This is a genomic window from Flavobacterium xizangense, assembly GCF_054075145.1.
This window is the reverse complement of sequence record NZ_JBSIPG010000011.1, coordinates 66,953-83,269: the sequence shown is the minus strand read 5'-3', so window position 1 is coordinate 83,269 and position 16,317 is coordinate 66,953. Positions and strand designations below refer to the sequence as shown.

Annotated in this window: 6 protein-coding genes; 5 read left to right on the top strand and 1 reads right to left on the bottom strand. The window is 40.2% G+C overall.

The features are described 5' to 3' along the window. Nucleotides 1-335 precede the first annotated feature (335 nt). From ACWA1B_RS19005 to ACWA1B_RS18990, 4 genes are all read left to right on the top strand, one after another. Nucleotides 336-9,230, top strand: coding sequence for a T9SS type B sorting domain-containing protein (locus tag ACWA1B_RS19005; RefSeq protein WP_456909651.1), 8,895 nt, complete (start codon nt 336-338; stop codon nt 9,228-9,230). A gap of 38 nt (nt 9,231-9,268) precedes the next feature. Next, the gene (locus ACWA1B_RS19000; RefSeq protein WP_456909649.1) at nt 9,269-10,234 is read left to right on the top strand and encodes a PorP/SprF family type IX secretion system membrane protein; all 966 of its coding nucleotides are present in this window, start codon (nt 9,269-9,271) and stop codon (nt 10,232-10,234) included. A gap of 286 nt (nt 10,235-10,520) precedes the next feature. Next, nucleotides 10,521-11,732, top strand: a complete 1,212-nt coding sequence (locus ACWA1B_RS18995; protein WP_456909647.1) for a hypothetical protein — start codon at nt 10,521-10,523, stop codon at nt 11,730-11,732. A 119-nt stretch (nt 11,733-11,851) separates the two neighbouring features. Further along, nucleotides 11,852-12,235: a carboxypeptidase-like regulatory domain-containing protein gene (locus tag ACWA1B_RS18990; protein WP_456909645.1), complete on the top strand. Its 384-nt coding sequence runs from the start codon at nt 11,852-11,854 to the stop codon at nt 12,233-12,235. A 1,300-nt stretch (nt 12,236-13,535) separates the two neighbouring features. On the opposite strand, the gene ACWA1B_RS18985 is transcribed toward ACWA1B_RS18990, so the two are convergent. Continuing rightward, nucleotides 13,536-14,207 carry a class I SAM-dependent methyltransferase gene (locus tag ACWA1B_RS18985; RefSeq protein ID WP_456909643.1) on the bottom strand — a complete coding sequence of 224 codons (672 nt, stop codon included), beginning with the start codon at nt 14,205-14,207 and terminating at the stop codon, nt 13,536-13,538. 853 nt (nt 14,208-15,060) lie between these two features. Between ACWA1B_RS18985 and ACWA1B_RS18980 the strand changes: the two genes are divergently transcribed. Next, the gene (locus ACWA1B_RS18980; protein WP_456909641.1) at nt 15,061-16,281 is read left to right on the top strand and encodes a hypothetical protein; all 1,221 of its coding nucleotides are present in this window, start codon (nt 15,061-15,063) and stop codon (nt 16,279-16,281) included. Nucleotides 16,282-16,317: the final 36 nt, after the last annotated feature.

Below are 16,317 nucleotides of genomic sequence, written 5' to 3'. Positions count from 1 at the left end.
TGGATTAGGGGGCAGAAAAATACGATAATCTGAAAAGCGATGCTGTTTTTCCATCTTTTGTTACCGTTAACTACTTAGCATTACCGGATGCATCTGCGTTTTTTGATCTTTACACGTCAGTAGTGATAATACATATAAAGAAAACGACAAATTTCACAAAGGGATTTCTCTTGATTTCCCATACTAACATGCAGAAGTAGAAAGAATAAAAGAAGATCCAAAGATATTTTATAACCAAAACCAAAGAAGTTTAAGCTGCCCGTAACAATAAAGTCAGGCTTACAACAGCACTCTCTTTTTTGCGGAGAGAATGTTCTTATAATAAATGATGATTTATGAAAAAAACTACTTTTCTCAGAGCGACGCTCTTATTATTATTTTTATCGATCGATTTTGCATTATGTGGGCAGAATTTAGCTGCTCTTGATTTCAAGGCAAGGAAAGACTATGATATTTTTCTTTCCGACCCCTACCATTCCCATCAAAAACAAATACGGGCCCATGTCGGGCAGGGTTCTGATTTTATTGAAGAGTCAATTAAGAATCCCATAATAAAATATGCACAAAGCCCTTACGCGGGAGTTGTTTCGCAATGCCCCGACGATGGTAGTATGCTTCCCAAATTGTTTCTTTGCGGCGTAAATGACAGCAGATTGATACAAACAGGCATAACAGATGCCATGTTTGTAAAATGGCAGAGAAGAACAGGTGGCTGCCAATCTTCAAGGGGTGATTGTGCAAACAAGGACTTAAACTGTACCTGGGCGGATGCTGGGGAGGGGCCGGATTATCTGGCCAACAGCAGTGGAGAATTTAGGGTCAAAATCAGGAATGCGAATAATACAGAGACAATTTTTTATTTCAATGTATACAAGAACGAGCTGGATCCAAATCAAATAACCAAGAGCGATATTACCACCGACACTAATGGGTGCGAACTTCCAGGCCAGATAATGGCAAGAGGCTTCAACGAAAGTTATGAGTACAGCTGCACAACAAACCCTGGTCCGGACAGCTGGCAGGACAGCAATGTGTTTTCGGTTTCAAATCCAGGTTCATACAATATCTTTGTCAGATTAAAAGCTATAGATGGGGGGTGTATCTTCAGCGTTAAAAATATTGAGGTTCGGTCCAATGAATTTTCATCTTCACTGACTGCATCGCAACCTTTCTGTTCTGGAGAAAAGGGAAGCATTAAAGTGGTAACGAATGCCGCCAACAAACAGCTCAAATATGAGCTCTATAAAGAGGGGAATCCCGCCCCTATAAGTACTATTGGGCCGGTATTGCTGTCCGAATATGAATTCATCGGGTTGGATCCTGGATCCTACCGTGTGGTGTCGGCTGTCGATGGAACATGTGCCGTGGATCAGCAAACCACCGTAATAAAATCTTTTTCTAAAATCATTAATAATTCAAAGGTATCCCAAGTACTCACTGCATGTAATAATGGAACAATTACGGGTGCTGCATCCGGTGGAACCGCCCCATACAGATATTCGGTCAATATTGATGATAGTGGCTTTCAGTACTCTCCAAACGGCAATGTGACAGTTATGAAGGGGGGAACTTACATAATACGGGTTGAAGACGTCAATGGGTGTACAACAGACAAGACAATTTCTATTCCGGCTGTAGTGAAGCCCGAATATACTATTAAGGCAATAAACGGAAAATGCGGTGAGAACAGCAGTATAGAAGTCAATCTGGCAAATGCAAATGGGTTTATAGTTCAATACAGCAAAGATAACGGTGCAAATTTTATTAACGGAACAGCCTCTGGCGTAATTTTCAACAATTTAGTCAAAGGCGAATACAGCATAGTTGTAAGATATAGCAAAAATGGGGTAAACAATGGAAGCAGTTGTTCAGATAAGCCGCAGATCGTAAATATCGGTGCTTCTACGCCTTTGACAGCATCGGCCGGTATCGGTTCTTTGTCAGGCTGTGGACCGGCTTCAGATCCTTCGCAGGGAATTGCAAGAATAACCAATCCCCAAGGAGGCACTCCGTTTGCGGCACCCAATTTTTATAGATACAGTTTTGATAACCAGGTGACCTGGGTCACGCAGAATGAAGGATTAATTAAGCCTGGCGGTCCGTATTCTGTTTTTATAAAAGATGCGGCCGATTGCGTTTATGAAATGGCTGGCCTGCAATTGGACCCAAAGCCTGCACCGCCGGCTATTACCACTAATGGTCCGGTGTACAACTGCGACGGCACTGCAGACTACAAAATAATAATCAACGGCGGCAACGGTGATCCAAAGTACTCCTATCAATTCTACATTGACGGACAGCCCAACCCAAATAAGGCTGATCCCGGCTCATTTTTAAATCTTCCTCCAGGTGACCATTATCTGACTGTTGACTACAATGTACAGACGGTGAGCACCTACAGCAATTTATTGGATGAAAGTTTTGGCAGCGGAGAAAATACTACATCACCGGGAATCAACAGTTTTTACTACTGTTTTGAGAAGCAGCTGGCTGATCAGCCAGATACTTACTGTAATGGCAGTTATGCGATAAATGATGGCGATTATTCTGTGACCAGTTCTATAGATAAAACAGCAACTGCCGACTGGAACTGGAGGTATCCAAAGGATCATACAAGCAATGGCCAGGATCCTAAAGGAAGATTCCTGGCTGTAAATATTGGTGATAAAATACCGGAAACAACAATTCTATATGAAAAGCGGATTGATGATGTGATCCCAAACCAGCCTATAAATTTTGATTTTTATGCGATGAATCTAATGATGCCGTATGCAGGTAATGAAGATCCAAATTTAAGGATTGCATTGGTTGATGCAAAGGGAGATGAGATTTCATGGTTTGCTACCGGCCCTATAGCAAGATCGGCCACCGATTCTGATTGGAAACACTTTCCTGAAGTTCCCATGACACTGAATCCGGGAAATAATACTTCTTTACGTTTGATTATTCGTTCCAATGTCAGACAATCTAGTGGAAATGACGTTGCCATAGACGATATCAAGGTTTTCCAAGTGCCTAAATCATGTGGTGCACAGTCTTTGTTCAAAGTCAAAATCAATGAAAACAAAATATTTAACGCCAGGGTCGAGAATAGTGCTCCGGTAAAGTGTAAAGGAGACAGCAGTGGGGCATTAAGCATTTATGCAGAAAATTTTTCTGATACGTTCCAATATTCTGTTGATGGACAGCCGTGGATATCTTCGGCGGTATCTCCTGTTACGATCAACGGACTTCAGGCGAGAGCTTACAGTGTCAAAGTCAGATATAATGACTCGTCTCCCGATTGCGATTTTGACATTCCTTCTGTTGTGGCTTCTTCGGAAACATTTTTAGTGGATGCTTCTGCGACTCCAGCTTCGTGTTCAGAAGGTGCGGTTGTTAAAGCTTCTGCAGTGGGGGGAACCCCGCCTTATTCTTTTATCTTGAGAGATGCCGCCGGCAACGATACAGCATTTCTTAGCGATGGTAATGGCGGAGGGATCTTAAAGAAAATTTTACCAGGAAGATATGCAGTTTTGGGCATCGATAAAAATTCGTGCTACAACAACAGCCAGGAAGTTAATTTAGACATTACAGCGAGCGAACCACCTAAGGCGGTAATCGACAGGACAAAAGTATTGTGCTTCGATGATGAAAGCGGCGCGGCAATCACTGTTAATATTTCAGGAGGAACGCCGCCTTTCACCTATAAGGTAAGCCGTGACGGCGGGAAAGAATTTGATGCTTTCAGGCCTTCTTTTCCGGAGCGCTCATTTACATTTGCGGCGACGCTTTCGGGGCCTTATGAGTTTATTGTAATGGACGCCAACGGTTGTCAATCTGCCGATGGGATTATAGTTTATGATCAGCTTGCTGCCAATGCAGTTCTTGCTAAAAATCTTACATGTGAGGCCTTTCCGCAGAATGCCGCAACTATAGCCGTATCGGCAACAGGCGGTTCAGGTGTGTTCGCTTATAGGGTTAAAAGCAATTCGGGGACCTTTGAGGGTGAGCCGATTTCATTTGAAGGCGCATCTTTTGAGTATTCAGCTATAGCTTCAGGAAAATACATATTTGAATTGACTGACTCGAAAGGCTGTCGTCAAGAAACGCAAGAGATAATCGTCTCAGATCCTGAGATTGTGACGGTATCTTATACAACAACAAGCCCTAGATGCAAAAGCGGTTCTGATGGAACAATTTCATTTGATACCCAGACGGGTTCCGGCCCATTCCTTTTCAGTATTGATAATGGCCAGACATTTACAAACACCAGCAAATTTGGGGGCTTGCCGCCTGGCACGTATAATTATCAAGTAAAGGACTCTAAAGGATGTTCAGCATATGGTAAGGCCGTTGTTGCTGATCCACCTGCTTTGAACATGAATATCAAAACTAATGGAATGACCTGCGACCCTATGAAAAATGGAAGTTTCGATGTAAATATATCTGGCGGGGGTGATGCTCCCTATAATTATTATCTGTACGATAATTCCATGAAAGTTATAGATTCCTATACTGCAAAAACAGCTGCTGATGCTGCGGCCGTACATAAATTTGAGGATCTTCCCTTTGGAGATTATTATGTGAATGCCGTTGATGTCAACGGCTGTGAGTTCAAAAGCAACAAAATGAGAATTGAGCCACCTCCATATTTGGAGATTTCAGGAACAATCGCTGGAGCTACGTGCACCGAAGGCATTTCAGTTACACTTGAAGTTACCGGAGGCACTGGGCCTGAGTTCACTTATAATATATACGGCATAGGCACCACTTCGGGCGCAGTTGCGGCCGCTTCCTATACTTTTGAAAAGTTGGATCAAAACATGACTTACATCTTTGAGGTAATAGATTCAAACGGATGCAAATCCTATATGGAGATGAAAACACCCCGTATCTCAAATATTGCTATCGACCCTATTAGCGCTACCCACATAACCTGCAATGGTGCGGATAATGGTGAAGTTACATTTACGGTATCCCAGTACGATGGCTCAAGTCTTCGTTATGAAGTCAGGGACAATCTGACAAATAAGGAGGTTGTTCCCTCATTGGGAGGTTTGGCAGATGACCTGTCCGGAGATCCTTTTACGGTGACGCTCAAAGGGCTAAAACCGGGCAACTATTCCCTTTATGTCAAGGAAATGGAAGGCTCATTGTGTTCAGCTTCAGAAATATTCCAAATTGAGCAGCCCATCTCTGCTCTGAGCGCTGAAATAACAAGTGCAAGTAATGCCAACTGCCAAAGCGGTGCTTTGGTGACGGTAAAGGCCATGGGAGGCACAGGTCCCTATCTCTACGCTGCAGCTGCAAGTCCCGCAGTGCCTACGGCATTTGGTCATAGCAATGTATTGGAACTTGCAGGATCAGAATCAGACTGGAATATTACGGTAAAGGATGCAAATGGATGTACATTTCAGCTAAATAAAAATATTGCCAGAGATCAGGATCCAGTGGTAGCTCTTTCTGTGGTGGATCGCTGCGCAGGACAAAATGAATTTGCAATCCACATAGCAGAGATCCAATCAGGGAAAACTCCATACTCTATTAGGATCAATAATGCTGGTTTTACCCCTATTGGTGCTCTTCCTTACGACATAACAGGTCTGTCAGCGGGGGATTATACCATTGCTGTAAAAGACGATAATGGTTGTGAAGACATCAAATCCATCAAAATTGAACATCCTATTAAGTTAAATGCCTCTGTAGTTGCACATCCTGGATGTGAAGGCAACAATGGAGAAGTTTCATTAATATCTTCGGGAGGATCAGGATCGTACAGCTACTCCGTTAATCCTTCGCATCCCGGCATTTTGATTGCCGGAAATAAAATTACGGGGCTGGCCGCGGACAACTACAGAATTACGATTACAGATGACCAAAGCCATTGTACCACCGATACAGATGTAAGCCTCTCGGCGGCAACACCGGTCAGATTCCAGACAGCTGCTGTTAATGCAACTTGCAACGGTGCTGAAAATGGAAGTATTACGGTGTCTATTTCACCTGAAAACAACAACCCTCCCTACACTTACAGCATCTCTGGGGCCGCAATCACTCCTATATCCGATCAAGCATCTTCTGAGTTCACGAATCTGCCGGCTGGCAGTTATAATGTCGCAGTCAAATCAAGCCGAGGATGCACCGATCAGATGATCGTAAATATTGCAGAACCCCAGCAGATTGAAGTAACGGCAAATTCAATGCAGTATAGTTGCCAGACAGATAGCAATGGATTTAATTATGCTGTGGTTTCCGCCGATGATGTCAAAGGGGGGGGCTATTATTTGTTATATCAGTTTTTTAGGGATGGAATCGAAGTGCAGAATGGACCTTCTAATGTTTACAGGGAATATGATCATAAGGGAGGAAGCTACCTAATAAATGTATATGATAGGAATAATTGTATTGGCAAATCCAATGAAATGGTGATCAGACCCTTTGCCGTCATGAAAAAAATAAACATCAAAAAGGTTTCCCCTATTACATGTGAGGATTTTGAAGCCATCTCGGTGGATGTAGACTATACTGGCGGGGCGGTGGATTTGGTATATCATTTGGAAGGAGTGGAAAATACGATGATAGAGCCCCAAACAAATGCAACAGGTGAGTTCGAGGGACTTGGCATTGGTGATTATCTGATCACCGTTGAGAATAGATACACAGATTGTTCGATTGCCGAATATTACCATGTGTCCGACCCAAACACATTTGAGATCCAGGTCCGTGCGGTCAATGCAGAAATTTGTTATGGAACTGATGATGGCAGCGTGGAATTGACCATGGTTGACAGGCAGCCATTTCCAGACAGTGATGCAGGAGTTTTTGATTATACCATCACAGGGCCGATGCCTGCTGTGTCCGGAAGATCAAATGATGCGGGACCTATAGGTATCAAAGGACTGATTGCCGGGGAGTATACCGTAGTAGCAAAATTAGTTTCCAATCCTAAATGTGAAGTTAAGACCGGTTTCCAGATTACACAACCATCTTCGAGATTAGATCTGGAGCTGCAGTCTACCGCAATCACATGCGGGGCCGGGAAAAATGACGGAGCTATTATGGCTGCGGCAAGAGGTGGCTCGACGGGAGCGGCCTATCAATATGAATTGATCGGCCCGGTAAGCAGTGCCTATTCAGAAGAATATCATTTTCAGCATTTGATTCCCGGACATTATACCGTAAATGTAAAGGATGGTAAAGGCTGCATCGCATCAAGTCAAGTTGATTTGCGAGCGCCTGATCCTATAAGATTTGCAGCATATGCTTCTTCAACGGTATTGACTTGTTATGGTGATAACAACGCAATTATTAGCGTGTCCGATGTATCCGGGGGGAGAGGTTCAAATTACCAGTATATATTAAATTACATTGCTTCGACAGGAGAGGTGATATCGACAGATCCCCAGCAGTCCAATGAATTTAAGGGGCTCGCTTCTGGAAATTACACCGTGAAGGTGACTGATGGCGGCAACTGTGAATCCACATCAGATGTTATTACGATATCAGATCCGGAAAAAATCGAGTCAAGTTTGGCCCAGAGTAGAAAAGCTACCTGTCAATCTGATGCGACATTGACTTTAAAAGCCAACGGGGGAAGGCCTCCTTATACCTATAGTGAGGATGGCATCAATTATGGAGCAAGCTTTGCTTCAGAAGTTACTTTCAGTGTAAAACCAGGATTGCACCAATACTGGGTAAAAGACTATTCGGGCTGTGTAAGCGAATTGTCTGGAGCTGTGCAAGTTGAGGCCCTTCTGCCACTGTCGGTTGAACTGGATTCGAAATATGCAAAAGTCAACTGTAGGGGTGAAGCCACTGCAATGATTACAGCGCAGTCGCGAGGAGGAATGGGAGATTACAGGTATTCCTTATTGGACAAGAACGGTGTCGAGATCAGGCCTGCACAGAGCAGTGGCATCTTTGATGCGCTGGCTGCAGATTCAAGCCCTTACACAGTCCAGGTTAGAAGCGGTAACTGCCAAATTTACTCAGAGGCCGTGAAGGTAACGGAATCTGATAACGCTTTGACTTCCGACTACGCAGTTTCTCATGTCAGTTGTTTTGGGGAGAATAACGGATCTATTGATATAAGGGCACAAGGAGGTACTGGAACCATCAAGTATGCGATTTCGCCTAATTTAGGAATGTTTGTAGAAAGCGGAAAATTTCTGGGGCTGGCTAAAGGATCATATACCGTGTTAGTACAGGATGTACTTGGCTGCACTAATATTTACAAGGACATTGAAATATCGGAACCATCTTTTTTAAGAGCTTCCGAAATTCCAGATTCCCGTATTCCGGAAATTTGCAAAGGCGATAAGAATGGCGCATTTTTTATAGAAATAAGAGGAGGAACAGCGCCATATTCTGAAAGCCTCGATGATCAGAATGGGCCATATAATCCAGTAAACGGCTTTATCAAAGATTATCAGAATCAGGCCGAGGGGAAGCACACTGTTTACATAAGGGACGCCAACGGATGCACTAGTGAAGTTGAAATAGAGATGGCCGAATCAGTAGTTCTCAACCCGACCGTTGAAATCCAGTACGACTGTGTAAGTAACAATCAATACAGTATGGTGACCGTTTCAGTTGACAAAAGCAATACTGATAGCTTTGAAATTGATTACTCACTGGACAGTGATCAAGGCCCGTGGCAACCAAATAATGTTTTTACAACTGTAGCTCCCGGTAGGCACTTCGTTGCAGCAAGGCATACAAACGGATGTATAGCACGCAGTGAAAGTTTTGATATTAGAGCCTACAGCGAGTTGTCGCTTGAATTGTCTTTAGAAGAAAATGAAATGAATGTAATTGCAGTTCATGCACAAGGCGGGGTTCCTTCTTATGAATACAGCTTCAACGGAGAACCTTTTACATCTTCAAATACCTATAAGATATACAAAAGTGGTGGTTATGAGGTTGTTGTAAGGGACAGGAACGGTTGTACCAAGACCATGACGGTTGCTGGCATCTATATTGATATCTGTATTTCAAACTATTTCACGCCCAATGGCGATGGTGTTTATGATACTTGGGGGCCTGGCTGCACGAATATCTATGACAAGCTTGAATTCTCAGTATTTGATCGATATGGGCGGTTGATCAACAATTATCATTACGGACAAAGATGGGATGGGAGATATAAAGGAGCTGAACTTCCTTCTGGGGATTACTGGTATGTTCTCAAATTAAATGATGAAAGGGACAATAGAGAGTTTCGTGGACATTTTACTTTATACAGGTAACAAATTTAGTAGGTATTATGTTGTCAAATAAAAAAAAAATGAGATTATCCTTACTGTTATTCTTGGCTGTGTCATCGGGCTACAGCCAAGAATTGAATCTGCCTATATTGACGCAATATCTAGCTGATAATCCATTTGTTATCTCACCCACATATGCGGGCATTGGGGATAACCTGAGGATCCGCGCCAACGGCCTTGCGCAATGGATAGGCTTGAAGGATGCACCCAACAATCAATCATTATTTGCTGATTTCAGGATTATGGACCGATCTGGAGTAGGCATAAGCCTCTACAATGACAAAAACGGCTATACTCGCCAGACCGGTGCAAAGATTTCTTTTGCCCACCATCTGACTTTGGACTATTATTCAAAGCAATATCTGTCATTTGGGCTTTCTTATAATTTTAACCATTTTAGGATTGATAGCGACAAGTTCAATCTCACAATTGAGCAGCCCGTAATGGATGCAATGGTAAAAGACCGCAATGTAGCGAATAATAATTTTGATATTGGAGTGCTTTACCGCCTCAATAAGTTCTACCTGAGTCTGAGCGGAAACAATATACTCAAGAAGGTCATCAAGAAAGACATTCGGGCAGAGCCTGTATTGTTGTTTAATTATCAGCTCTATTCAGGTTATATATTCAAAGACAGGTACAACCGGCGTATTGAATATGAGCCTTCTATCTATTTTCAATATTTTGCCGGAGACAAACGCTCGACAACCGATTTAAATATTAAGTACCGACAGTACAATGGTTATGATGACTACTATTGGATTGGAATTTCATACCGGATGTTGAACGACCAATCCTCGAGGCCTTTATCGGTAGGACCCATGGCCGGTTTTAAGAAGTCCAAATTTTATCTTGGTTATTCGTACCAGTTGACATTAAGCCAGATGGGAAGCTATAATGCAGGCACGCATTCCATCACAATAGGTCTGGATTTTTTAGAATCCATAAGCAATTGCCCCTGTACCCATAGTCCTGTACACGATTGATTCCACTAAGTCATCTTGGCCTGATAAGACTAACTTTTGATTTTTAAGATGTGGCCGGCAAAAATATAATGGGTTAAAATAATCGTTAATCGGCATATTGTTTTGTTAATCTGCAAAAAAGCAACGATAACTACTTGGGAATGTTTTTTTATGGAATTTGTTTCAATATTTGTATAGTACTACCAGGCTTTCATAGTATTAGAAAAATGTGCCAACAAAACTGATGGAACGATTTGAGCTGTTTTTGAGCATTATAAATAATAATCTGTTGTTAAAAAGTATAATTATGAATAGACACTGTTTTAGGTTTTTCTTTCTTTTGATTTTCACAGCTTTGGTGGTCAACTGCAGTGACAGCGATTCAGATGAAGAGTATTCACTTCCCGAGATCGATGCCACTAATCTGCCTAAAGAAAATAGGCCTATGACGATGTTCGAAGATGATGAACCCCATTCAAGAATGTATGACAATAACGATCGCTGGTTTCGTGTAAATGAACCTCTCAATATAATACAAAAAGGAAAGGATTCCGTTCAGATATCGCTCTATTCGCCCGTAGGCCTCTCCAACGTGAAGGTTTATGCAAAACTTCCGGCATACGAGAGGAGATTCCTGATTTTCAGTTTTACTAAAATTCCGGCCTTCCATCGTTCATATCATAAAATACCGATGGCGGTCAAGAAAAATTTTTACAAGCTTGAAACAGAAGGAAGTCTAGTAGTTGACAAAATTGAGGATTATTCCACTGAAATTAAATTTTCAGTCGAATCGGACGATCCCTTATTCCAAAAATTCAAGAAAATCAAGTCCCAGAGACTGGTTGGATTCAGTGACCAGTATCATTTGAACGACCCGGAAAAGTACCTTCCGATGAATCCTGTTTTGGCAAAAGAGGCCGTAACAATGATCATTAATTTTTCATATGCTTTAAGCCATCCACTATTTTATGAAACATTCATGAATTTTGATACCTACAAAAAGGAGCAGATGCTCATTGAAGGAAAGCCGTTGGAGGGCGCTCTTAATTGGCATGGAAACAAGGAGGACATAAATGGGGATTATGATTATTTTACAAAAGTACAAATGCAGGAGGTGTATGCAAACTACATTGATGCAAGAAAACTTTTTATGGCAATGGTAGGAGGAGAATTTGCGTGGGGAGGAGGACCGCTGGCCTCACATTGGGAGACCCAGTATGTTGTAGGGCACTGGATCGGGGACATGTCTGTATGGACACATGAATATGGACATCACAGCGGCTACGCGCACAGCAGCAATTTGGTGAACTATCAAGATGGAGGGGGACTGCAGGTAATGATGGAGAATTTTTACAAATACCTTATCTATATTGACGATCTTCCTTTTACAGATATTGACATTCTTAAAAGTTACAGCAAGACTAAGTACTTGCGTGGGAGTTACCTTAAACCTGTTTTTAAGATACAACCATTGAATCCATTCTATGTTAAATATAAAGGAGCAGGAAAATGGAAGTGATTTTTGGGACCTATATAAGGAGGGGATTGAAAAGTTATTTTATCATAATGAATTTATAAAGGCTATATGTAAAATATAAACAAAAGAAGAGTAATGTTTTTAAGTAAAAAGATTGTTTCATGATAAAGAAAAACAAAGACGGTAAATATGTTGGCGATAAAATAAAGGTAATTTTTTCATGTGCGTTGATCTCATTGGCTGCATCGGCAAATGCAGATGTATGTCTTGGGCGGGCGGAAAGTGTTGCTTTGGAGGTAGCGGGAAGACAAAGGTCGGATATAATTACAATCAAAGGACGAGTTACAGATCAGTATGGAAAACCATTAAATGCTGTGAAGGTACTGCTCAAGGAAAGGGCAAGAATAGTTCAGACTGATTCAAATGGTGATTATATAATTGCAGCGAAAATCAAGGAGAATTTAGAATTTTCGAGCACTGGATTTATAAGCAAAAAGGTCAGAATATCCGGAGAAGTACTCAATATTAAACTTAAAAAAGAGTAAAACGATTGTCCAAACGATGGTTTGTTTTTATCAGTTATGCTGTTCCAGAGCCTATAATGAACTTTGTAAGTCGTCAAATTTAAATAAGTAATATCTTGCTTTGCAGTTGGCGACAATTGATCGTGATAATTTGTCTCCTACGTCTTTTGATTTATTTATGCCGAGTTGCCCTATAGTAGCAAAAATCTCCAAAGCTGATTGATTTTAAAGGTTATTTCAAACATAGAATAAGTGTAATGGGTTATTGAACAAGGTAGCCAATTTACAGGTACGATGACCCTTCTTGATGAATCAAGAATAGTTTCACCAAAAAGGTAATATAAAATCTAATTTGTATTTCACTGTCGATTATTATTTTGAATTAGTATGCAATTTAATATTTATAGTGGATTTTATAGAGGGTTGTCTAGATTCAACCCTCTTTTTTAATATTTATGTTTGAAAAAGACTTTAATGGTAATGTGCCCTTTTTCTTTTTGATTTGCATTATCCCCTTAAAAGTGCAGCTTGTGGATCTTAAAATGTTGTAGTTATTATTTTCCTCTACCAGATGATGAGTCAATACCGTGGCCAGAAGGGGGATACAAATAAGGCAGTCGGAAGTTTAGATATGCAGCAAATACCGGGCTCATTTCAGAGAGTTGCATATAATGCAGATCAGGTATAACAAATCGATATTCATTAAAATGATAAGTTCTAATGAATTGTATTTCCTATGTTAATTCGTATTTGGAGTTGGCAAAGGGATTCCTAATTTGACATTACATCTGAAAAAGATTCCATAAAATTCTATGCTTATAAAATGCCGTGGACCAATTCTGCTGAAAAACACATTATCTATTTTTTGATATTGCTCCGATAATTTTTCTAAGCAAAATAGTTCTTCCTTCCATTGTTGATGGATTTCTTGTCTTTAAGTATCGACTAATATTGCATTATTTTATCAGCTGGGTTATAACTTAAATAGAGTTATCCAATTCATGTTAAGTTACGCTGTTTTTTAATGCAAGCGACAAAGTGTTGCAGGAACGGTGCGATAAAATATACGAGCATTAAAAATTAAGCATCACATCCGGACATATATTCTAGCTGGTATTTGGCAACTGTTGGTAATTATGATAGTGATTCATAGAGGATGCTGATGATTAAAGAATCACTTTCCTGGCTATTATTTAAAGCTGGTCCAGCGACAGTTTTATCCAACCCATAGATTATTTTGCAGCGTATTCTTTTGGATTTGGCAGCCCAGATGCCTGCCTTTGTTGTTCCGGGCTGATAAACCCGCGCATCGTTGCAATCTTCAAGTGACTGCTATTTCTCCGAAAACTGATGATTTCGAGGCAACTGTGGCATACTGCAGGTAAAAAATATCCAATTGGGTAAAAAGAAAAAGAATATTCAATAGATACGGCTTTATGGATTTGGTTTTGTTGATGCCCTCATGTTTTTTCACTTCATAACCTGCATCTTCATACATCCTTCTAATGCTTTTCCCTGTGAAAAACCTCATATGTGTAAAGTCCATCACACCATATTTTGCGTATTTCCAGTCCTTACTAAATAAAAACATCCTGAATTCATTGTGATAGCGGATGTTTGGTATGGAGCTGATTACCGAGCCATTATCTGAAAGTTTCTGCTTTAGGAGTTTCAATAAAGAATAAGGATCAAATATATGCTCCAGGACATCATTGCAAAATATGGCGTCAAAGTAATTATCTGGAAGGTTATTAAGTAAGTCTTCGCATTTGCCAATAAAGACGTGATCGAGCACCTTTTGCGCTTCTTTGCCCTCTTTGTCCATTAATTCAATGCCCCAGACTTCTCTGTTGCCCCCTTTTTTCAGCATTGCCCCAAAAGCGCCGTTGCCGCAGCCGATTTCTAAAATTTTTGATGAATTCTCTGGTAGATACTTAAGCATTTCTGGCCTCAGCTTCTTGAAATAGTTCTCTGGTTTATCTTCGTAATTCATATTTTGCGATTTAAGATTTATACGATTTAATAATTATAATTTTATTTAATCTGCTTGCACTGATCTATGCAAATGCATCTGAATGGACCTTTTGCTGAAAAAAGGCAAACCTTAAATTAGTCATCCTTTCTATTGCATATAGTCTGTACATAATGCATTTGCTTTTATCGGGATTAATTTGAAACACGTGTGATGGTTTTCTAAAATCAATTCCAGGAGTTTCAAATCTGTTAAAATTCCAAGCTTTACTATTTGGAAGTGCGGCCCTATGGGCTAAAGCTATAAGTTTTGTCCGGACTGATCAATTATGAAGTAGTTAACGGTCGGATCTAGGAATTAACGTCTCGTCTTGAAGGATTATGGGAATACGATTTCTGGTAAGTTTTTTTTAAAAGATTATAACAATGTAAATTAGACCAAATTTTTGACCTCTTCGGGATAGTGACCAACTTAAAAATAGCAATTGGGAATTAGAAAATAAAATCAGATATTGAGAAGTAATGTTTCAAACCACAGCAAAATTCAAAAATCATTATTTATTGAAGGTTCGAGAATTTTTGTTTTTGGCGGATTGCGGCATTATGCAGCTTTGCGACGGAATACAGATCAAAACAGCCATGGGCATCATAACGTAAAATAGTGTGCAGAATCCTAATAACATTATTTATTTGAAAACCCGTTAATCGGTATATTTAAGCAGTAATCAGCAATAAATTATCGTTAACTACTTCGTATTAGAATTTCTTGCTACCAGTTTCGAACTTTAATCGCTGATTGATAGCAAAAGAAAACTTCTCAAAAAATCAATAAAAAAGCAGATGCATCAAAAGATTAAACTTTAAAACAGTAGATGATGAAAAGAATTATTTATTATTGCTTATTATGTATAACCACAATAGTGCTCTTTATTAGTTGCAGTGATAGTGATTTGAAGGAAAACGATTTTGTTCTCGCTCAAATTGATGCTTCAAGACTGCCTAGAGAGAACAATCCGATTACCATGTTTGAAGATGATGAAAACCCTTCAAAAATGTATGATAACAGTGAGCGATGGTTCCGTGTAAACAAACCGCTGCAAGTTCTGCTCAAGGGAAAGGATTCTTTGCAGGTTTCACTATTTTCGCCTGTCGGCCTTTCAAACGTAAAAGTTTATGCAAAACTGCCCAATTATGACAAACGATTCCTGATACTTAATTTTTCCAAAATTCCTGCCTTTCACCGTTCTTGCCATAAAATTCCCCTGACAGAGAAGACTGATATATACCAACTAGAATCAGGAGGCACAATAAAAATTGAGAAAATCGATGATTTTGTTTCTGATGACATAGAATTTTCAGTGGAGTCAAATGATCCTTTGTTCCAAAAATTTAAAAGAATTAAATCTTCCCGACTAGTAGCGTTTAGCGACCAATATCATTTGAGTATTCCTAATCCAAATGGATACTTACCGATGAATCCTGTTTTAGCTAAGGAAGCCATCACAATGATTATTAATTTTTCTTATGTACTTAGTCATCCTTTGTATTATGAAACATTTATGAATTTCGATACATATAAAAAAGAACAGATGGCAATTGAAGGTAAGCCTCTAGAAGGCGCTCTGAATTGGCATGGAAATGCAGAGGATGTTAACGGTGCTTATGACTATTTGACCAAAATACAGATGGAGCAGGTCTATGCAAACTATATTGACGGCCGAAAGCTTTATATGGCAATGGTAGGAGGAGAAGCTGCATGGGGAGGCGGTCCATTGGTGTCGCATTGGGAAAAAAATTATGTAGTTGGACACTGGATTGGTGATATGTCATCGTGGTCCCATGAGTACGGACACCATAGTGGCTACACCCATACTAGTAATTTGGTCAACAGAGCAGATGGGGGAGGTCTGCAGACTATGCTGGCAAACTTGTATAAATATTTGATATATATTGAAGATCTGCCTTTTTTAGATCCTGACATTCTTAAATCGTATAACAAGGGAAATTATTTGCAAAAAAGTTATAGTAAGCCTGTTTTTAAGATAGACCCTTTAAACCCATTTTTAGTGAAATACAAAGGAGCAGGAAAATGGTGATGGTAAATTCCTTCCAAAACATGAATCCATTTGGTA